Here is an 18,571-nt window from a genome sequence, read left to right on the forward strand (position 1 = left end):
TTCAGGCCGTGCCGATCAGTGCCTTGACGGCGCGATAAAAAATCGACGAAAACAGCTCGCCCGGATCGTATTGCAGCTTCTTCGCCAGGAAGGACGGCAATTCCGGATAGCAGGCAAGCAGTTCCTTGCCTGTGTAGTGGAGCTGGTAGGGCAGGAAAAAACGCCCGCCATGCTTGATCGTCACGTCGATCAGCGCCCTTGTCAGCGCCCGCATCCTGGCATTGCCGTCGGCGTCTGTCGGCTGATTGATGTAGAGCACCAGCGAATAGGCCGGCTCCGGCGCATAATTCAGCGCCACATCCTCCTTGTGGACGATGCGTACCGACGCGTTGAGCACCGGCAGGGTCTGGTTGCGCAGGATCTCGCGCGCTTCCGCGATGAACGGGTTATAGGCCGCCCGCGGGATGAAATACTCGTGCAGGATGTCGGTCTCATCGAGCAGATCGTTGAACAGATAGGGCACTGAATCGTGCATCGGATTGTTGCGCGTGACGAGGCAGGCCTCGCCCTCGGCCATTGCCGTCGTCCGCGCCACCGTGCAGCTCTCGAATTGCGGCTCCAGCGTCTTTTCGGTGAACCATTTCAGCTCCTGGAACAGGCTGCCCCATTTCGCCAGGTTGATGATCACCCGCTTGAGCCCGACCGAACCCGGTTCACCGATTGCCGGCTGGTCGGCCGGCGGCTGGTCGGCCACCTTGTCATAGCGGTAGACGATCATATCCTCGAGGAAATTGCCCGGCGCAGTCGACAGATGCCCATAAAACAGACCGATCGCCCTGTTTGGCTCCAGAACCTCGGCGAAGAACGTCGGGAAATCGTCCGATTTGATGATCTCGCGCGAGGTCCGGTAGACGGCGTTCTCGACGATGTCGAGTGTCGCCTCCAGCACCACGCCGAACAGGCCGTAGCCGCCGACGACGTGGCGGAACAGCTCGGTATTTTCGGCCGGTGAGCAGGTCGTCACCGAACCGTCCGCCAGCATCACCCGCATCGATCGGATCGAGCCGGCGACCGAGCCGGCCTGGTGGTCCATGCCATGCGCGTTGACCGACAGCGAGCCGCCGACCGAAAAGATGTCGGTCGATTGCATCGCCTTCACCGCGAAGCGCGGGTGCAAAAGGTTCTGGATGTCGTGCCAGCGCGCGCCCGGCTGCAAGGTGATCGTCTTCGCCGCCGGGTCGACACTGACCTTGTTGAATTTGCGCATGTCGAGGACCAGCGCGTTATCGTCGAAGGCGTGGCCGCCCATCGAATGGCGCACCGCCGCGACCGAGACCTTCAGGCTATTGGCGCGGGCAAAGGCCAGCGCGCTCGCGATGTGGTCTTCCTCGCTGACTTCGATAACGCCGTAGACCGGTGTCATCGACAAGCCGCTGGCATCGTTGATGTCGCCGCCCTTGGTCAGCCATGGCAGCGCCGGATCGTAGGCTGGCGGGCCCCCCAGCGGCTTCTGCGCCAGGTCGATCCCGTCAATGTCGGCGATGCGCCCGGAATTCTTCTGCCCCGACGGACCGCGCGCCAGGCGCGCCACGGTCGTGCCGCCCCAGAGCATCGCGCCGCCGACCACCGCCGCACCCAGCAGCAGCCGCCGCGACAGGCGAAACCCCTTGCGTTCCTCGATCATAGCCCCACCCCACTGTCCCAGGAATAGCGCCAGATGGAGACAAAAACCAGTTGCCATCAGACGTTCGGCAAATGATGATCACAGTCGTTCTGGCGAAAGCGTCGAAAGCAGCCGCACCATGAAGCTTGCCGTCCGTGCCACGATTGCCCTGCTACTCGCGTTTACTCCGGTCTCAGCCGACGCCCAAAGCGGTGAGAAGGGAGTCCTCGGTGTGGCAAGGGACGATCCGGAGATGGCGGCGGCGATTGAGCAGGCCCGCGCCAGCCTGGATGACTTCCTGATCCTGTCCGAGGCGCCGCCGTCCGGAACAGCCACGTTCAAATTGAAGGTATGGATCGAAGACGGAACCGCGACGGAACATTTCTGGATCATTCCCTTTCACCGAACGGCGAGCGGATTTGCCGGAATTTTAGCAAACGAGCCGCAGGCAGTGCACAACGTCGTCGCCGGCCAGGAGATCGAATTCACCCGGGACGAAATTTCGGACTGGGGATACACCAAGAACGGCCATCAGGTGGGCAGCTTTACCGTCTGTGTGATGCTCAAGAAGATGTCGAAGGAAGACGCGGACTATCTCCGCGACAATTACGGCTTCGACTGCTGATGTCCGAGCGCGAGGCGCTTTAGCCGCTACCCCGCCTCCTCGTCCTGCGCCCCAATCTTGCGCACCAGCGCCGCGGTCGCCAGGATCGTGCCCATGTCGGCGATCATCGGCGCGACATGATTGGCATAGTCGAGCGGCACAGAGATGTCCGGCAGCTCGAAGAAGTTCTTCGTCTGCGGAAGCAGCAGAAAGCCGTCGCTGCCGTTGAGCGCGACGCGTGCTGGTTCCTTCGGCCATGTTTCGCCAAGCCATTCGAGCGCGTGCGCCAGCCGGCCGGTCACCAGCGGCCGCGCCGCTTCGATGTTGTCGGTGCGGAACTCGTAGGCGGCATCGAGCTCCGGCACGCCGCTGGACAGTTCCTGCATCTTGCTGCCGAAGATGCCGCGGAAGAAGCCGACGACCTTGTTGATCCGGCGCGCGGCCACCAATATGCCGGGGAACGGCACGATTGTCTCGAAGGCGACGATGACCCCCTTGAACACTGCCGTCGTGCTCTTGCCCGTCCCTTCCCGGAGATCTGCTTCGTAAAGCTCGAACGGAAACCCCTCATAACGGCCGGAAAAAACATCATCGAAAGATTGCCGGTTGAACGGACCACCGTCTCGCGCGGCAACCGGTCGAACGAATTCGACTTGACGTTGTGCCGGTACCGCATGTCGTCGATGAAGCCGAAGATGATCGGCAACAGCGTGCTGCGAAACGACTGCTGCAATTTGCTCGCCGGTTTGATCGCCTGGAAATAGAGCAGGATCGCCGCCAGGAAGCCGCCGATATAGAGGAACACATGCGGGGTCGAGAACCACTGCTCGTTGGGGTCGGCAACCCCGTTGAAGAGCCAGGCCACAAACGCCACGAACACCAGCGCCAGCCCGATGAAAAGTGGCACCCGCCAGCGCGTCCGGCGATGGGCCGAAGCTCGTTGCGCCTCATAGGCCTCGATGTTCTTCCTGAGGCCGGCGATCACCGCTTCGCTCGGCATGAAATCCGCAGTTTCCATCACCCACCCGCCGCCACAAGCCTGCCCGCGCTGGGCATGATAGCCGGTTTGGTGGACTGCGTCAGCGCACGGCACCGAAGACCGCATCGAGGCGGGCTAGAACCCTTTGCCTGGATTTTCCCGCCAGCGTTTCAACCGGGACCAGCCGCTCGTGATCGCCGGCGCGCAGCCGCATGAAGGCATGCAGCCGGTAGGCGGCGATGGCCCCGCGCGTGCCGGGATCGTCGCTGATCTCGACGACGAGAATGGCGCCGATGCGGCCGGGCCATGGCTGCCGCGCGAAGGCGGTGCCGATGAAATCGCCGAGCCCATAGGCAACGAGCGTCTTGCCGATCCGCTCGATCGGCTGCACGACATGGGCATGATGTCCGGCGATCAGGCCGACGCCATGTTCGGCCAGAAGTCGCGCCAGTGCCCGCGTTTTCGCACGCGGAAAATGCCGGAACTCCCAATCCCAATGCGGCACCGCACAGAGGAGGTCGACACTCTCAACTGTATCGCGCGGCCATTGCGCCGGATCGCTTGCCATCGAGACACGGCCCGCGAACTGGGCCTCGTCGGTATTGCGCCACAAGGTAAAGGCGGCAAGGCCTACGGTCAGCGCCCCGACTGCAAACCGCTCGACTGGAGCCGCGGCGCCTACAGTACGGATGCCGAGCCGCGCCAGCGCGGCGACCGTCTCATCGAAACCGGCGATGTCCTGGTCGAGCACATGGTTGTTGGCCAGCGACAGCAGCAGTCTTTCGCGCGGGATGCCGGCGGCGGCCAGCGCCTCGGCAAGAAACCGCTCGCTCATCGCGTGGTGCGTGCCAAGCCTGGTGCCCAAAACAGCGCTCGGCCGCTCCACCACCGGGCTTTCGCAATTGCCGACCACCAGATCGGCCGAGGCAAGCAGTGCCGCAATCGCCGGATCGCAGTCCGGCGCGCTGCGATTGGCCACCGCCGAGATATCGCCGACGAAAGCCAACCGCAGCACCCGTGCCGGCGGCGGCTCGATCAGGGTCGCTGCCGCAGGCGCAAAGCCGCGCGCGTCGCCATCGAGCGAAGGCCGGAGGAAGCGCGGCAGCCACGACAGTTTGTAGGAAAGCGGATAGTTCGACACGCGACGCCCAATGGTTTGCCCTGTGTAGACCGTCTGCCGGATTGATTGAAGCTTCGACTGTTAGCATAAATGAAATGATGACCGGCCCGTCCGAAGGTAACAGGCGCCGTGAGCCAAATGCGTGTATGGTTCGTGCGGAGCGACAAAAGGGGCGATCACGATGATGCGTTTTTTCAGGCTGATGGCAGGCGCCATCGTTCTTGTCCTGCCGCTGTCCTCAGCCGGCGCCGCGGCTCCCGAAGCGGCGGCCCTGTTTGAGGCAAAAATCGTAGCCGAACGCGACAGCGCTCTTGCCGCTCTGGAAGCCGCCGCGCCAGGCGATCCGGCAGCCGCCTACGCCGCCGGCGCCGGCGAATTCTTCACAGCGCTGGAGATCCTGGCCAGCGGTCTGCACCGCCACGGTTTCGACAGCCCGCAATCGTTCATGCTGCCGCTGATGCGGCTGCCGGTGCCGGACAATGCCAATCCCGAGCCGCTGGCCTACGAACAATTCCGCGCCATTCTCGTCGCCTTCCGCGACCGGCTGGAGAAATCCGCAGCCACGCTGGGTTCGGTACCCGCCGACGCGGACATCGGCATGGTCATCGACCTCACCCGCCTCGGCATCGACCTCAACGAGGACGGCACGATCGCGCCGGACGAAAGCGCCGCGGCGATCATGGCGTCTCTGTCACGCGGCGGCGGTGCGCCAGACGCGGCCGCACCCGCCCTCATCTTCCGCTTCGACCGCGCCGACGGCTATTGGCTGCAGGGCTATGCCGAGTTCCTGATGGCGCAGGCCGACTTCTGGCTGGCGCATGATTTCAGAAACACGTTCGACGGCTCCTTCCACATGCTGTTCCCGCGCGCAAAACTGCCACTGCAGGACACGCTCGTGCCGCTGGACGGTGGCACGAATGGCGGCATTCTGACGTCCGAATGGCGCCTAGCCGACTTTATCTCCCTGGTGCATCTCATCAACTGGCAAGTGGTCGAGCCTGAGCGCCGGCAAGCGGCACGCCGCCATCTCATGGAAATGATCCGGCTGTCGCGCGAGGACTGGAGAGCCATCCGCGCCGAAACCGACAATGACCGCGAATGGCTGCCCGGGCCGCAGCAGAAAGGCGCCAGCCCGCTGACCGGTCTCGAAGTTGGTGAGCAGCAGGTGCAGGCCTGGCTCGCCGCCCTTGATATGGCCGAGGATCTGCTGGAGGGACGCACCTTGCTGCCGCATTTCCGCATCGCCGACAAAGGCATCAACATGAAGCGCTTCTTTGATGAGCCAAAAACCTTCGACCTGGTGCTGTCGATCACCGGCCCGGCCATCGCGCCCTATCTCGAGCGCGGGAAGATTCTCACCAGCGAAGAGTTCAACCAGATCCAGCGCCAGTTCGGCGGCGCCGGGTTTCTGACGTTCGCGCTTTGGTTTAATTGAGCGGGAAACGTGGAGGGTGCTCCTGACACCCTTCTGTCAGCAGCTGGATTGCGCCTCGCGCCACCCGCCACTCCGCTCTTTCCATTTTGGCCGATACCTCCCATATTCGGGCCATGGCCAGACTGTCCGACAAGAAAACGCCTCCGCCGGCGAATGACGAGCGCGCTTCGCCGCCCAAGCGGCGCAGTCCGCTGACCGATTTCCTCGATGCGTCGGAGCCCTTGTACAAGGGCGGCTTTGCCGAGGCGCCGCAGGCCGAGTTCACCGGCGCGCCGCTGACCGGCTCGATCGCCGACTGGGCCGAGCAGATAGAGCAGGAAGCCGAGAAGGAAGGGCGCGTTTCCGGCAAAGACGGCGGCAAATCGCCGAAGCCGGCGAAGAAAATCCCCGAGCGCTCCTCTTCCCCCGGCCGTACGGCACGCGGCACCTCGATGGGCGGCGCGGCTTCGGCGCGGGAGCGCACTGCGGCCGGTCTCAACCCTGTCGCCGGCCTCGATGTCTCACTGGAAGAGGCCGAGACAATGGCCTCGGGCGGCGTCACCGCCACCGTCGCGGCGCTGTCGGCGCTGATCGAATCCGGCAATCCGTTGCATAAGGACGGCGTGCTGTGGACGCCGCACCGTCCCGCCCGGCCGGAAAAATCCGAAGGCGGCATCGCCATCAAGATGGTCTCGGATTTCGAGCCCGCCGGCGACCAGCCGACCGCGATCAAGGATCTCGTCGAGGGCGTCAACAGCAACGACCGCACCCAGGTTCTGCTCGGCGTCACGGGCTCGGGCAAGACCTTCACCATGGCCAAGGTGATCGAGGAGACGCAGCGCCCCGCTCTGATCCTGGCGCCCAACAAGACGTTGGCCGCGCAGCTCTATTCCGAATTCAAGAAATTCTTCCCGGAAAACGCCGTCGAGTATTTCGTCAGCTACTACGACTATTACCAGCCTGAGGCCTATGTGCCCCGGACCGACACCTACATCGAGAAGGAATCCTCGATCAACGAGCAGATCGACCGCATGCGCCATTCGGCGACGCGCTCGCTGCTCGAGCGCGACGACGTCATCATCGTCGCCTCGGTGTCCTGCATCTACGGTATCGGCTCGGTCGAGACCTATACGGCGATGACCTTCCAGATGCAGATCGGCGACCGGCTCGACCAGCGCGCGCTGCTCGCCGACCTCGTCGCCCAGCAATATAAGCGCCAAGACATCAATTTCGTCCGCGGCTCGTTCCGGGTGCGCGGCGACACGATCGAGATCTTCCCGGCTCACCTCGAGGACCGCGCCTGGCGCATCTCGCTGTTCGGCGACGAGATCGAGGCGATCACCGAATTCGACCCGCTCACCGGCCAGAAGACCGGCGAGTTGAAGAGCGTCAAGATCTACGCCAATTCGCACTATGTGACGCCGCGTCCGACCCTCAATCAGGCCATCAAGTCGATCAAGGAAGAACTCAAGCACCGGCTGGTCGAACTGGAACGGGCGGGTCGGTTGCTCGAGGCGCAGCGGCTTGAGCAGCGCACCCGCTTCGACCTGGAGATGCTGGAAGCGACGGGCTCCTGCGCCGGCATCGAGAATTACTCGCGCTATCTGACCGGCCGCCAGCCGGGCGATCCGCCACCGACCTTGTTCGAATACATCCCCGACAATGCGTTGGTCTTTGTCGACGAAAGTCACGTCACCATACCGCAGATCGGCGGCATGTATCGCGGCGACTTTCGTCGCAAGGCGACGCTGGCCGAGTATGGTTTCCGCCTGCCGTCCTGCATGGACAACCGGCCGCTACGCTTCGAGGAATGGGACGCCATGCGCCCGCTCTCCGTCGCGGTTTCGGCGACGCCCGGCGGTTGGGAGATGGAACAGTCCGGCGGTGTCTTCGCCGAACAGGTCATCCGCCCGACCGGCCTGATTGATCCGCCGGTCGAAGTGCGCCCGGCCAAGACGCAGGTCGACGATGTCGTGGGCGAAATCCGCGAGACCACCAGGGCCGGCTACCGCACGCTGGTCACCGTGCTGACCAAACGCATGGCCGAGGATCTGACCGAGTATCTGCACGAGCAGGGCATTCGCGTGCGCTACATGCACTCAGACATCGACACGCTGGAGCGCATCGAGATCCTGCGCGATCTGCGCCTCGGCGCCTTCGACGTGCTGGTCGGCATCAACCTGCTGCGCGAAGGCCTCGACATTCCCGAATGCGGCTTCGTCGCCATTCTCGATGCCGACAAGGAAGGCTTCTTGCGCTCCGAGACATCGCTGATCCAGACCATCGGCCGCGCCGCCAGAAACGTCGACGGCAAGGTCATCCTCTACGCCGACCAGATCACCGGCTCGATGGAGCGGGCGATGGCCGAGACCAACCGCCGCCGCGAAAAGCAGATGGAGTGGAACGCGGCCAACGGCATCACCCCGGAATCTGTCAAGTCGCGCATTTCGGACATCCTGGATTCGGTCTACGAGAAGGACCATGTCCGCGCCGACATCTCGCAGTTCACCGACAGCGCCGGCGCCATGATGGGCAACAATCTGAAGGCGCATCTCGACGCGATGGACAAGCAGATGCGCGACGCCGCCGCCAACCTCGATTTCGAGAAGGCAGCCCGCATCCGCGACGAGATCAAGCGGCTGCGCGAGATGGAGCTGTCCATCTCCGACGATCCGCTGGCCAAATATGCCGACATGGAAAGCCCGGTCTCAGGCCGCGAAAAGGGCAAGCACAACAAGGGCGTGGCCAAACATCGTACATCAGAGGAACAGGAGCGTTTCCGCAAGCTCGACGAGGCACGTGCCGCCGAAGAGGCGACCAAGGCTACCCGGTCCAACCTCTTCCACAAGCCGGCGCTCGACGAAATGGGCGCCGACGGCGCCGTGCCGATGAAGAAGCCGTTGTTTGCCAAGCCGTCGCTCAACGCCATGGGCCCGGGCACCGACATGCCGACGCCGGCCGGCGCGGTGTCGCGTTCACTGTTCAAGAAACAGTCGGCCGAAGAAGCGCACGGCTCCGATTTCGGCATCCCCGGTGACTCCACCAAGCCGCTGTTCAAGAAGAATTCGCTGGATGAGATGACCGTGCGGCGCACAGAAAAGCCTGTTGAGGGAAGAGTGCCGGCGAAGCCGCAGCCGATCTCCCCCCAAGTGGGGGAGATGCCCGGCAGGGCAGAGGGGGGCGCGAAGGAACGCGACGATTCCGCCAAACCTGTTGCCCGCCAGCGCGCCGGCATCGGCTCCTACGAAGACCCCGCCGACGCCCGCCGCGAAAAGCGCCGTCCCGGCAAGACGGGACGGCCGGGACGGTAGCGAGCTTCCCTTCTCCCCTTGTGGGAGAAGGTGGATCGACGCGCAGCGCCGAGACGGTTGAGGGGTGCTGGACGGATCGCCGTCGGTGCCAAGCTGGAGCACCCCTCATCCGACCGCTTCGCGGCCACCTTCTCCCACAAGTGGAGAAGGGGGAGCCTAGCCACTTGCCATCGGCCCTACCCTTGGTGTAGCCAGTTTCTACAACTCGAACGTCTTGAAAGGAGGGCTGCGTGTTATTTTCTCACCACCGTCAGCGCGGCCCTGTCCCTGCCCTGCGAGCTTGCTTGCAGGGCTGACCAGAGACGGTCCGGGTTTTTCTTCCCGCTTCGATTTTTTTGGTCCGCCCTTCGTGGTGCTGCAACGCTGAGCCTGATGGCCAGCCTGCGCACCGTCAAAGTGCATTGAACCGGAATTCACTCCGGACAGACCAGAGAAATCGACATGGCCCTGATCAGCCTCAAGTCTCTCGGCGTCACCATGAGTGCGCCGCTCTTGTCCAACCTCGACCTCACCATCGGCACCGGCGACCGGCTCGGCATCGTCGCCGCCAATGGTCGGGGCAAATCCACTTTGCTGAAGTGCCTGACCGGCGAGATGGAGCCGACATCAGGCGACATCACCCGCACGCGCGGCCTGCGCGTCGGCTATGTCGAGCAAGTCGTCCCCGCAGCCTTGGCCGGGCGTAGCTTTCATGAGGTCGTGGCCGACGCCTTGCCGGCCGAGCAGGCCGAAAGCGAGCAATGGCGCGTTGACGTGGTTCTCGACTCGCTCGATGTGCCGCAGCCGATGCGCGAGCGGCCGATGCGGGCCTTGAGCGGCGGCTGGCAAAGGCTGGCGCTGATCGCCCGCGTCTGGGTCACCGACCCCGACGTCCTGCTTCTCGACGAGCCGACCAATCACCTCGATCTCGGCAAGATCAGCCAGCTCGAGACCTGGCTGAACGCGCTGCCACGTGAGGTGCCGGTGGTGATCGCCAGCCACGACCGGGCGTTCCTCGACGCCACGACCAACCGCACGCTGTTCCTGCGCCCCGAACAATCGCCGGTGTTTTCGCTGCCCTATTCGCGGGCGAGGCTTGCGCTGGACGAGGTCGACACCTCGACCGAACGCAAGTTCCAGCGCGACATGAAGGTGGCGCAACAGCTGCGCCGGCAAGCGGCCAAGCTCAACAATATCGGCATCAATTCCGGCAGCGACCTTTTGACGGTCAAGACCAAGCAGCTCAACCAGCGGGCAGAGCGTCTGGAAGAAGCGGCAGCGCCGGCACACCGCGAAAGATCGGCGGGCGCGATCAAGCTCGCCAATCGCGGCAGCCATGCTAAGGTGCTGATCACGCTCGACGATTTGGTGGTCGGAACACCTGACGGCACGGTTCTGTTCAGCACCGGCAAGCGCCACATCTGCCAAGGCGACCGCATCGTCCTGCTCGGCCGTAACGGCGTCGGCAAGTCACGGCTGATCGGCCTGATCCGGAACGCCATCGTCGAGCCGGAAACGGCGGCGCAAGGCGTGAAGGTGACGCCGTCGACCGTGCCCGGCTATAGCGACCAGGCATTGTCGGGCATCGGCGGCGACGACACGCCGCTGGCGATGCTCTCGCGCAGATTCGATGTCGGCGAGCAGCGCGCCCGCTCGCTGCTCGCGGGCGCCGGCGTCAGCATCGACATGCAGGAGCGCAGGATCGGCGTGCTGTCGGGCGGACAGAAGGCGCGGCTGATGATGCTGGCGCTCAGGCTCGCCAATCCCAACTTCTATCTGCTCGACGAGCCGACCAACCATCTCGACATCGATGGCCAGGAGGCGCTGGAAGCGGAATTGCTGGAACATCAAGCGAGCTGCCTGCTTGCCTCGCACGACCGCTCCTTCATCCGCACGGTTGGCAACCGCTTCTGGCTGATCGAGAAAGGGCGGCTGACCGAGGTCGACGACCCGGAAGCTTTCTTCCGCGAGGTAGCCGAAGCCGGCGGTTGAAAAATTGCGAAAAAAATTCCGGCGCTCTGTCGGATGATGATCGCATGCCACGTCCTTGGGACGCCGACACGGTGATGCCGGCGCCAATCGAGGAGAAAGCATCATGTCTATTCTGTCATCCATAGGTCACGCCGTGACGCGTTACTCGGCGGCTCGCGCCCGTTATCGCAGCGAACGCGCCATCCTTTCATTGCCGATCGAGCTGCGCAAAGATATTGGCTGGCCGGAAATCATCGTCGATGGGCAAAACAGCCCGCGGATTCGCATCGAAGGTTGAAAGGTGGCAGTTGGCCGTCGCGGCAGGCGCCATTTCGAATCCAAAAAGCCATCGGCCGTGTAGGATCGTCGCCGTTCCGTTCGTCCTGTGGTTCGCAAAGGCAAACCAGACGCAAAGAGGAGCATGACATGAATGACCAGCCGCAGACCCAGCCCGCCGCCAAAGTGCTTGGCGGATTGACGCCCTACCTTCAGCTGGACGGCGCTTTCAAAGCCGCAGAATTTTACCAAAAGGCCTTCGGTGCCGAGCAGGTCTTTGCCTATCCGCCGGACGAACAGGGCCGCACCATGCATATCCATCTCCACATCAACGGTTCGACCCTGATGCTTTCCGACTTCTATCCCGAGCATGGAATGGCCGCTGTGAAGCCGCAGGGCTACACCATGCAGCTCCATCTCGGCAGCGACGATATCGACGCCTGGTGGAAGCGGGCCATCGAGGCGGGGTGCGAGGAAGTCGTGCCGTTGCAGGTGATGTTCTGGGGCGACCGCTGGGGCAATATGCGTGATCCGTTCGGCGTCGAATGGGCAATGAACGCACCGGTGAAAGCAGCTTAGCATTCCACACAGGCTGTGTCTGAAATCACCTCTCCCGCTCCAGAGGGAGAGGAAAACGATCGCATGGAGGAAATCAGATGTCCTATGTCGACGGTTTCGTACTTGCCGTACCGAAGGCAAAGCTCGATGCTTACAAGAAGCTGGCGGAAACCGGCGGCGCCGTCTGGAAGGAGCACGGTGCACTTGCCTACGTCGAATGCGTCGGCGACGACGTCCCTTATGGCGAGCTCACCTCGTTCCCGCGCGCCGTACAGGCCAAGGACGACGAGGTCGTCATCTTCTCATGGGTGGTCTACGAATCGCGCCAGAGCCGCGACGCGGTGATGGCCAAGGTGATGGCCGACCCGCGCCTCAAGTCGGACTGGGAGACCATGCCGTTCGACGGCAAGCGCATGATCTTTGGCGGTTTTCAGCCCTTCATCGAGCTGTAGGCGCCCCTCGATCAAGTTTGTCGTGCAGCGGCTTCAGCCGGTCGCCATAGCGCTTCCACAGGTCGACCGAGCCCTGATACATCGGCTGGCGCACTTGCGCAGCCGATGCCGTTCGCACCGGCCGGTCGGTCTGGTGGAACGACAGCACGGCGTCGTCCCACGGCAGGCCGAGATGGGCGATCAGCGCCCGCGACTGGCCTTCCTGGTCGGCGACGAAATCCTCGTAGCGAACGTCGTGCACGACATCAGGCAGCACGGCGTGCCAGTGCGCCATGATGTCGGTGTACAGATTGTGGAAATCGGCGAGCTCGTCGAGATCGTAGCCGTAGCGATGGCTGTCGCCGCGGAAGTGCACCTTGTAGATCGACAGGCAGGTCGCCGCCGCATCGCGCGCGCAATGGATGATCTTGGCCTTCGGCAGCATCAAATGGATGAAGCCCACCAAGAGGAAATTGCCGGGCATCTTGTCGGTGACGTGCCGAGAACCTGGATAGCGGGCGTGCAGCATGTCGAGATAGGCCTGGCCGGCCTCGGCATAGGCCTTGTCGGGCATGTCGGCGATGCCCCAGGGAAAGCCGCCCTTCATGCTGAGCGGAAACTGCTTGCCGACCGCCGTCTTCAATATGCCGAGCTCGCCGGCGCCATAGACCTGCGGATGGCTGGCGATGATCTGCTCGACCAGCGTGGTGCCGGAACGCGGCATGCCGACGACGAAGATCGGCGTGTCGTCGGCTATCCCGCTCGGCCTGTGCCTTTCAAAAAAGGCCTTGTCGAACACCGCCTTCATCGCCTCGAACTCGCCGCGCGTCTTGCCGGCGTCGTAGTCGATGCCCTGGCGGCGGATCGCGTTGCCTTCGGCGAAATAGTCGAAGGCGCGGCCATACTGCCTGAGGTCGTCATTGGCCTTGCCGAGACCGAAGGAAAGCTGCATGCGCGCCAGGCTGCCTTGCGGCGCCTTGGCGTGCTCCGCCTCCATGCGGGCAAGCTCGGCGTCGCGCTCCTTCTGGCGCTTGACCTGGGTAAGCATCAGCCAGGCCCTCGCCATGCCGGGGTCCACAGCCAGCGCCTGCCTGAAAAGATCCGCAGCCTCGTCGAGATTGCCCTTTTCCATCAGCCCGACACCCAGGCCGTGTAAAAGATCGGCATCCTTCGGCCGGATCGTCAGCGCCTCGCGAAAGACAGCCAGTGCCTCATCCAGCCGGCCCGCTTCCTGCAGCGTTTCGGCAAGCCCGACGCGGGCGCGGACATGGAACGGGTTACGGCCGATCGTGCCGCGATAAATATCCTCGGCGCCTTCGAATTGGCCGAGCTGCTTCAGCGACGAGCCGAGATTGTCACGCGCCGCCAGCTGGTCCGGCCGAATCGCCACCACCTTGCGGAAGAGATCGGCGGCGGCCGCGACCCGGCCGAGGTCGCGCAGCACGGTGCCGAGATTGTTGAGGAAATCCGGATTGTTCGGTTGCAGACGCACCGATTGTTCGATCAGCGCCAGCCCCTCGGCGCTGCGCCCGGTCTGGTGCAGCAGAAGCCCGAGGAAATGCGCAGCAGCCGGGTGGTTGGCCTTTTGCGCCAGCACCTGTCGGTAAAGCGCCTCGGCTTCCTGCCGGCGCCCGGCCTGGTGCAGCTGCAGCGCCTGCTGCACGTGCTGGTCGAGCCCCAGCGGCGGCTGTCCGCCTGAGCCGTAACGTGCGCCTGCCGGTTGTCTCGGATCTCTGTTGATGGGAAACCTGCCGTGTTGTCCGCCTGCCGCGATCTAGGCCATCGCTGCGGCGCGTGCAAGAGCAGACGGCGGTCGCTGCGAAGCAAACCTTCGAACCCGGGGGGAGCCTACCGAAAGTCGGCCGGCGTCAGCACATACATGTTCCTGCGGCCGTGCGAGTAGGCTTGGCGCGCAATCTCGTGGATCGACGAACGCTTGGCGTCGAAGGCGCTGAGAAATTCGGCCTCGGCTCCGCTTGCTGCCGGGTTTGCCGCCGAAAGTGCCGCGACCTCGACAAAGAACGGGACTTCGAGCATGCCGTCATGGCCGACGAAACGAATGCGCTTGGCCGCCGCGTCATAGGAGCGGCTGGGATTGGGAAAATTGAGCGTCATGGCTTGCGCGTCAAATCAGGCGGTTGCTTTCGGCAAGCTGGCGCGCCCGCCGCGCCGTGCCGTCGGTGTCGGCAATCCTTCGCCTTGCCGCCTCGTCGCTTCTTATCGTGAGACGCGGCGACAAGACCTTTATCGGCTTTGCGACAGGACTGACTGCAACTGTCGGGACATCCGGTGTTCTTGCGGAGTTCATGACTCTCTTCCTTCCATTGCTAGATAAATACAAATGCCGGAGGAATTTTTTCGGAAGTTCTTCAAACAATTTTTGAGGTGCACCGGGACCGTATCATCGTTCTGCGGATAACTATAGAAAAGTAATTTGACGTTGGTAGGGGTAAGAGGCCGAAAACTTCTTGAATAAGCCGTATTTTCAGACTATTGGTATGAAACCGTTTTGGGCCATGCTTGGCCCCGCGGTGTCAGGGATTCTCGGCCCGCCAAACTTATCCAAATCGCCGACACCTGGTACCGCAATGCAGGCTCCGCTTCCGGGGCAGGCCGGAAAGAAACTTCAAGGCACGAGAACTTCAAGGCACAAGCGAGAACTTCGAGGCACAAGAATGTCTGCTCGCACCACCCATTCCATAGCGCATTTCGCGGCACCTTTCGTGCTTGGCGGGCTGGATGGCGTGCAGCCGGCCGGCGACTATGACATCGACCACGACGAAGAACTGATCGACGGCATGTCCTGGCCTGCCTGGCGCCGCGTCGCCACTTTCATCCATCTGCCGGCAAGGACAGTGAAAAGCGCGACCAGCCAGCTTGTCGCCATTGACCATGCCGAGCTCGACGCAGCGCTTCGGCACGACCAGGAGAATGTCACATGATCCGCTTCCAGCAGAATGCGCGGCGCACGGACACGCCGGCGCATATCTTCACCGTCGGCCAGACCGTCCGCATGAAGAGCCGCACCGGCCTTGCCCAAAAGACCGCGGAGCTGTTCCAGATCAAGAGCCGGCTGCCGGTCAAGGACGGCTCGCCGCAATATCGCATCCGCAGCGATCAGGAGACCTATGAGCGGGTCACCACGGAAGACAATCTCGAACCGGTCGACAACCCGGCCAACTGAGCCGACGCGCCGCAACGCTGCTTCACATGCTGATGGTGCCGCAGATCTGCGTCGCCTGCGCATCTCCAACGGGAACGGCGCTGAGCTCTACGCCGGCCCCCAGATGGTGCTTATCCGGCCAGGCTGTAGGTCGGTGCGCTAGCAGGGCCCGTCATCGACGACGCGATAATCCGCCGCGCGGGCTTCGCATTCGTTGGGGAATGTGCGCAGTTCGCCATGGCGACGGGCACAGACCGGGCGGTATTCGCGGGTGCAGAATGTCTGCTCCTCACCGCCACCACCACCGCCGCGGCACTCGCCCTCGCGAATGATGCGGTATCCGGCCCGTTCGGCAAGGCAGGCATTGGCGAAGGTCTGGCGGTCGCCGCCGCGCCGGGCACAGACCGGGTCATATTGCCTAGTGCAGAATTGCGGCCCCGGCCGTGGCGGGCGCGGCCCCGGCCCCTCATCATCCACCACGACGGTGCAGGCTGCGAGAATTGCCGACAGGAACAGGATGGAAAAAACCTGCCGCGGAAAGATTGCCGCAAGAAACCGCATGAATGTTCCCTCCCTCGAAACTCCTGCCTGCACAAATGGTGCCTGGGTCAGGCCGATCCTCGTCATTCCGCTGCCAGATGCAACCCCTGTTTGCAACTGGCGAGCCAGGGCGGTATGCCGGCGCAAGCCAAGACAGCACCTGCCCCGCTGGCTGGACCATGCCTGGGTGAAGTCTGGCCGATGACCGCGCAGAGAACCGGGACTATCGGTGCGATGCGTCGGGATGCGCCTGTTGGGGCCGCCCGCGGCTGTGTCTTGCAAGCATCACGTTTCCGTGCGATAAATTTTGTGTTCGGGCATTTGCGACCCGGAGAGCGGAACGTTTTGGACGACCTTTCCCCGATACTGTGAATCTCTGACAGCCCCGTTTTCGGCGGGGGGTTTTACCCATGCGCCAATGCATGACTGCCGAAGCAACCACCGGGACTTGCCCACGGCGCCAGGCGGCGGGCGGAACCACCAAGACTGACACGGGTGAAGGAGTTTCCCCAATGGCCCAGACCGGCACCGTTAAATTCTTCAACGCTACCAAAGGCTTCGGCTTCATCACGCCCGATGGCGGCGCCAAGGATGTGTTCGTCCACATCTCGGCGATCGAGGCTTCCGGGCTGCGCACGCTTGTCGACGGTCAGAAGGTCACCTTCGATGTCGAGCCCGACCGTATGGGCAAGGGTCCGAAAGCGGTCAATCTCCGCGCTGCCTGAAACCACAGCGTGCCGCGCGTCCTTTCGGGGTGTGAGGATGCTGCAAGGCTTTTGGAGTGAACTTGAATTCTGTAAAGGCGCGGCGGTTTTCGTCGCGCCTTTTGTGTTCCGGGATGCTTGCCCGCACCCGCAAAACTTTCTCTTGCCGATGGCACTAAAATAAAGGACAAATTTCCGTCCGGGCATTTGCCGGCCCGAGACTGGACTTGTGGGATCAAAGGAGCTTCCCATGCCGCAGACCGGCACCGTCAAATTCTTCAATCACGCCAAGGGCTTCGGCTTCATCACGCCGGACGACGGGGCAAAGGATGTCTTCGTCCATATTTCGGCCGTGCAGGCGTCGGGTCTTCCCGGTCTTGAGGATGGGCAGAAAGTGACATTCGACACCGAGCCGGACAAGCGCGGCAAGGGTCCGAAAGCCGTCAACCTGTCGATCGGCTGAACCACCCCCGGACAGAATGGACGTGGGCCGGTCTGGCCTGCGGTGTTTGCCGCACGCTTGAACCGCCCAGTTAGATGAACCGCCTGGTCAAATTTCGTTCAGCCCCCGTTCAGCCACGGTCGCATATTAATCTTCGTTAAAGCCGGACCGCATCCCCCGAAAACGACCCGGGCCGGCACGAAGGAGACCGACATGAACCGAATTTTCAAGACTGCCATCCTGTCCGCCGCGGTCGTTGCGACCACGCTTGCGACCTTGCCCGCGGCCAATGCCGACGAATGGCGCCATCACCGCCGCCACCACGGCCACGGCGACGCCGTTGCGGCCGGCGTGCTCGGCCTTGCGGCCGGTGCCCTGATCGGCGGTGCGCTCGCCAGCCCGCAGCCCCGCTATTACGACCCGGCCTATGATGATGAATACTACAGGCCCGCCCCGGTGCGCCGTTATTACGTGCAGCCGCGAGTGGCCTATGCCGAAAGCTATGCGGAGCCGTGGACCCGCGGCTGGTACGAATACTGCTCGGACCGCTACCGGAGCTTCAACGCCCGTACCGGCACGTTCACCGGCTATGACGGCGAACAGCATTTCTGCACCGCCAATTAGCGGAGGCAGTTTCCCGTCGGAAAAAAGCGCGGTCGCACAGGCTGCGCTTTTTGTTTCCGGCAAGCGGTTTCAGACCAGAAAAGGATTGCTCCGCCGCTCCTCACCAAAACGGCCGCCGGGACCATGGCCGCAGATAAAGCCGATGTCGTCGCCCAACGGCAAAAGCTTCTCCTTGATCGAGGCGATCAGCGCGGCGTGGTTGCCGCCCGGCAGATCGGTGCGGCCGACCGAACCGCGGAACAGCACGTCGCCGACATGCGCGAACTTCGCCGCCCGGTTATAGTAGACGACGTGGCCGGGTGCGTGGCCCGGACAATGGAGCACCTCGAACTCGTGCGAGCCGAACGAAACGGTCTCGCCTTCGGCAAGGAACCGGTCGGGGACACAGTTGCGCACGGGATCGGTGATGCCGTAGCGCTTCGCCTGGTTCTCGAGATTGGCGAGCAGCGGCCGGTCGGCGGCATGCGGACCGATGATCTCGATACCGAGCGCCTCCTTCAGTTCCATGGCCCCGCCGGCATGGTCGATATGGCCATGCGTAATCCAGATCGCGCCGGCAGTGATCGCATTGTCCTCGAGCGCCGCCAGCACCTTGTCGATGTCACCGCCCGGATCGACGACAACGCCTTGTCTGTCGTCCATGTCGAAGAGGATGGTGCAGTTCTGCTGGAACGGCGTGACCGGCACGATGCCGGCGTTGAGCTGACCCATATTCGTCCTTTCACGCTGTCGGAGTGCTGCGCGTCCCCTCGAACGCGTCAGGAGAGCTCCAACCTTGAACCAGGCCCTGATGTAGAGACACACGCGAACGGCGTCCACCGCTCCCACAAACGGCAAACGAAATGGGCGGCC

19 protein-coding genes and 1 pseudogene are annotated in these 18,571 nt (G+C 63.2%); 12 read left to right on the forward strand and 8 right to left on the reverse strand.

Annotation, left to right across the window (positions count from 1 at the left end; translation table 11 throughout):
- Window position 1 precedes the first annotated feature (1 nt).
- Window positions 2-1,624: an FAD-binding oxidoreductase gene (locus NKI67_RS08970; RefSeq protein WP_352645047.1), complete on the reverse strand. Its 1,623-nt coding sequence runs from the start codon at window positions 1,622-1,624 to the stop codon at window positions 2-4.
- Between the two features lie 118 nt (window positions 1,625-1,742).
- Here NKI67_RS08970 and NKI67_RS08975 point away from each other — a divergent pair, with 118 nt between their 5' ends.
- The gene (locus tag NKI67_RS08975) at window positions 1,743-2,228 is read left to right on the forward strand and encodes a YegJ family protein (RefSeq protein ID WP_352645049.1); all 486 of its coding nucleotides are present in this window, start codon (window positions 1,743-1,745) and stop codon (window positions 2,226-2,228) included.
- Window positions 2,229-2,254: 26 nt separating this feature from the next.
- On the opposite strand, the pseudogene NKI67_RS08980 reads toward NKI67_RS08975, so the two are convergent.
- Window positions 2,255-3,225, reverse strand: a pseudogene (locus tag NKI67_RS08980) (hypothetical protein).
- Between the two features lie 61 nt (window positions 3,226-3,286).
- Window positions 3,287-4,327, reverse strand: a complete 1,041-nt coding sequence (locus NKI67_RS08985) for a CapA family protein (protein ID WP_352645051.1) — start codon at window positions 4,325-4,327, stop codon at window positions 3,287-3,289.
- A 160-nt stretch (window positions 4,328-4,487) separates the two neighbouring features.
- On the opposite strand from NKI67_RS08985, the gene NKI67_RS08990 reads away from it, so the two are divergent.
- The 6 genes from NKI67_RS08990 (at window position 4,488) to NKI67_RS09015 (ending at window position 12,267) form a co-directional block, all read left to right on the forward strand.
- On the forward strand, window positions 4,488-5,741 hold the full coding sequence (locus NKI67_RS08990; protein ID WP_352645053.1) for a hypothetical protein: 1,254 nt from the start codon (window positions 4,488-4,490) through the stop codon (window positions 5,739-5,741).
- A gap of 113 nt (window positions 5,742-5,854) precedes the next feature.
- On the forward strand, window positions 5,855-9,031 hold the full coding sequence (gene uvrB, locus NKI67_RS08995; RefSeq protein ID WP_352645055.1) for an excinuclease ABC subunit UvrB: 3,177 nt from the start codon (window positions 5,855-5,857) through the stop codon (window positions 9,029-9,031).
- A 441-nt stretch (window positions 9,032-9,472) separates the two neighbouring features.
- Window positions 9,473-11,002, forward strand: a complete 1,530-nt coding sequence (locus tag NKI67_RS09000; protein ID WP_352645056.1) for an ABC-F family ATP-binding cassette domain-containing protein — start codon at window positions 9,473-9,475, stop codon at window positions 11,000-11,002.
- Between the two features lie 103 nt (window positions 11,003-11,105).
- Window positions 11,106-11,279: a hypothetical protein gene (locus tag NKI67_RS09005; protein WP_352586793.1), complete on the forward strand. Its 174-nt coding sequence runs from the start codon at window positions 11,106-11,108 to the stop codon at window positions 11,277-11,279.
- Window positions 11,280-11,407: 128 nt separating this feature from the next.
- Window positions 11,408-11,836 carry a VOC family protein gene (locus NKI67_RS09010; protein ID WP_352489020.1) on the forward strand — a complete coding sequence of 143 codons (429 nt, stop codon included), beginning with the start codon at window positions 11,408-11,410 and terminating at the stop codon, window positions 11,834-11,836.
- A 77-nt stretch (window positions 11,837-11,913) separates the two neighbouring features.
- On the forward strand, window positions 11,914-12,267 hold the full coding sequence (locus NKI67_RS09015) for a DUF1428 domain-containing protein (RefSeq protein ID WP_023678403.1): 354 nt from the start codon (window positions 11,914-11,916) through the stop codon (window positions 12,265-12,267).
- Here NKI67_RS09015 and NKI67_RS09020 read toward each other — a convergent pair.
- The 3 genes from NKI67_RS09020 to NKI67_RS09030 form a co-directional block, all read right to left on the reverse strand.
- Window positions 12,254-13,909, reverse strand: coding sequence for a tetratricopeptide repeat-containing sulfotransferase family protein (locus NKI67_RS09020; RefSeq protein ID WP_352586791.1), 1,656 nt, complete (start codon window positions 13,907-13,909; stop codon window positions 12,254-12,256). The genes NKI67_RS09015 and NKI67_RS09020 overlap by 14 nt on opposite strands.
- Before the next feature lie 185 nt (window positions 13,910-14,094).
- Complete coding sequence (locus NKI67_RS09025) at window positions 14,095-14,361, reverse strand: DUF1488 family protein (protein ID WP_023678405.1); 267 nt, start codon at window positions 14,359-14,361, stop codon at window positions 14,095-14,097.
- A 10-nt stretch (window positions 14,362-14,371) separates the two neighbouring features.
- Window positions 14,372-14,554: a hypothetical protein gene (locus NKI67_RS09030; protein ID WP_023678406.1), complete on the reverse strand. Its 183-nt coding sequence runs from the start codon at window positions 14,552-14,554 to the stop codon at window positions 14,372-14,374.
- Between the two features lie 367 nt (window positions 14,555-14,921).
- On the opposite strand from NKI67_RS09030, the gene NKI67_RS09035 reads away from it, so the two are divergent.
- Both NKI67_RS09035 and NKI67_RS09040 read left to right on the forward strand, forming a co-directional pair.
- On the forward strand, window positions 14,922-15,188 hold the full coding sequence (locus NKI67_RS09035; RefSeq protein WP_023678407.1) for a hypothetical protein: 267 nt from the start codon (window positions 14,922-14,924) through the stop codon (window positions 15,186-15,188).
- On the forward strand, window positions 15,185-15,430 hold the full coding sequence (locus NKI67_RS09040) for a hypothetical protein (protein WP_023678408.1): 246 nt from the start codon (window positions 15,185-15,187) through the stop codon (window positions 15,428-15,430). The genes NKI67_RS09035 and NKI67_RS09040 overlap by 4 nt, the downstream gene beginning before the upstream one ends.
- Window positions 15,431-15,568: 138 nt before the next feature.
- Here NKI67_RS09040 and NKI67_RS09045 read toward each other — a convergent pair whose 3' ends face one another.
- The gene (locus tag NKI67_RS09045) at window positions 15,569-15,970 is read right to left on the reverse strand and encodes a Kazal-type serine protease inhibitor family protein (RefSeq protein WP_023678409.1); all 402 of its coding nucleotides are present in this window, start codon (window positions 15,968-15,970) and stop codon (window positions 15,569-15,571) included.
- Window positions 15,971-16,461: 491 nt separating this feature from the next.
- On the opposite strand from NKI67_RS09045, the gene NKI67_RS09050 reads away from it, so the two are divergent.
- The 3 genes from NKI67_RS09050 (at window position 16,462) to NKI67_RS09060 (ending at window position 17,719) form a co-directional block, all read left to right on the forward strand.
- Window positions 16,462-16,674 (forward strand): cold-shock protein, encoded by a 213-nt coding sequence (locus tag NKI67_RS09050; RefSeq protein WP_006202520.1) that lies wholly within the window; start codon window positions 16,462-16,464, stop codon window positions 16,672-16,674.
- A gap of 229 nt (window positions 16,675-16,903) precedes the next feature.
- Window positions 16,904-17,116, forward strand: a complete 213-nt coding sequence (locus NKI67_RS09055) for a cold-shock protein (RefSeq protein WP_006202521.1) — start codon at window positions 16,904-16,906, stop codon at window positions 17,114-17,116.
- 192 nt (window positions 17,117-17,308) lie between these two features.
- Window positions 17,309-17,719: a BA14K family protein gene (locus NKI67_RS09060; RefSeq protein ID WP_023678410.1), complete on the forward strand. Its 411-nt coding sequence runs from the start codon at window positions 17,309-17,311 to the stop codon at window positions 17,717-17,719.
- A 69-nt stretch (window positions 17,720-17,788) separates the two neighbouring features.
- Here the strand turns inward: NKI67_RS09060 and NKI67_RS09065 are convergent, their stop codons facing one another.
- Window positions 17,789-18,430, reverse strand: a complete 642-nt coding sequence (locus NKI67_RS09065) for an MBL fold metallo-hydrolase (RefSeq protein ID WP_352623102.1) — start codon at window positions 18,428-18,430, stop codon at window positions 17,789-17,791.
- Window positions 18,431-18,571: the final 141 nt, after the last annotated feature.

The sequence above is a fragment of the Mesorhizobium sp. M0408 genome, from assembly GCF_040321495.1.
GTDB lineage: Bacteria > Pseudomonadota > Alphaproteobacteria > Rhizobiales > Rhizobiaceae > Mesorhizobium.

What these genes read in the sequence shown, in the direction of transcription:
- NKI67_RS09065 (WP_352623102.1), bottom strand. Translation starts at nt 18,430, where the DNA reads ATGGGTCAGCTCAACGCCGGCATCGTGCCGGTCACGCCGTTCCAGCAG.
- NKI67_RS09015 (WP_023678403.1), top strand. Translation starts at nt 11,914, where the DNA reads ATGTCCTATGTCGACGGTTTCGTACTTGCCGTACCGAAGGCAAAGCTC.
- NKI67_RS09040 (WP_023678408.1), top strand. Translation starts at nt 15,185, where the DNA reads ATGATCCGCTTCCAGCAGAATGCGCGGCGCACGGACACGCCGGCGCAT.
- uvrB (WP_352645055.1), top strand. Translation starts at nt 5,855, where the DNA reads ATGGCCAGACTGTCCGACAAGAAAACGCCTCCGCCGGCGAATGACGAG.
- NKI67_RS09050 (WP_006202520.1), top strand. Translation starts at nt 16,462, where the DNA reads ATGGCCCAGACCGGCACCGTTAAATTCTTCAACGCTACCAAAGGCTTC.
- NKI67_RS09010 (WP_352489020.1), top strand. Translation starts at nt 11,408, where the DNA reads ATGAATGACCAGCCGCAGACCCAGCCCGCCGCCAAAGTGCTTGGCGGA.
- NKI67_RS09000 (WP_352645056.1), top strand. Translation starts at nt 9,473, where the DNA reads ATGGCCCTGATCAGCCTCAAGTCTCTCGGCGTCACCATGAGTGCGCCG.
- NKI67_RS08975 (WP_352645049.1), top strand. Translation starts at nt 1,743, where the DNA reads ATGAAGCTTGCCGTCCGTGCCACGATTGCCCTGCTACTCGCGTTTACT.
- NKI67_RS09035 (WP_023678407.1), top strand. Translation starts at nt 14,922, where the DNA reads ATGTCTGCTCGCACCACCCATTCCATAGCGCATTTCGCGGCACCTTTC.
- NKI67_RS09005 (WP_352586793.1), top strand. Translation starts at nt 11,106, where the DNA reads ATGTCTATTCTGTCATCCATAGGTCACGCCGTGACGCGTTACTCGGCG.
- NKI67_RS09045 (WP_023678409.1), bottom strand. Translation starts at nt 15,970, where the DNA reads ATGCGGTTTCTTGCGGCAATCTTTCCGCGGCAGGTTTTTTCCATCCTG.
- NKI67_RS08990 (WP_352645053.1), top strand. Translation starts at nt 4,488, where the DNA reads ATGATGCGTTTTTTCAGGCTGATGGCAGGCGCCATCGTTCTTGTCCTG.
- NKI67_RS08970 (WP_352645047.1), bottom strand. Translation starts at nt 1,624, where the DNA reads ATGATCGAGGAACGCAAGGGGTTTCGCCTGTCGCGGCGGCTGCTGCTG.
- NKI67_RS09055 (WP_006202521.1), top strand. Translation starts at nt 16,904, where the DNA reads ATGCCGCAGACCGGCACCGTCAAATTCTTCAATCACGCCAAGGGCTTC.
- NKI67_RS09030 (WP_023678406.1), bottom strand. Translation starts at nt 14,554, where the DNA reads ATGAACTCCGCAAGAACACCGGATGTCCCGACAGTTGCAGTCAGTCCT.
- NKI67_RS09060 (WP_023678410.1), top strand. Translation starts at nt 17,309, where the DNA reads ATGAACCGAATTTTCAAGACTGCCATCCTGTCCGCCGCGGTCGTTGCG.
- NKI67_RS09025 (WP_023678405.1), bottom strand. Translation starts at nt 14,361, where the DNA reads ATGACGCTCAATTTTCCCAATCCCAGCCGCTCCTATGACGCGGCGGCC.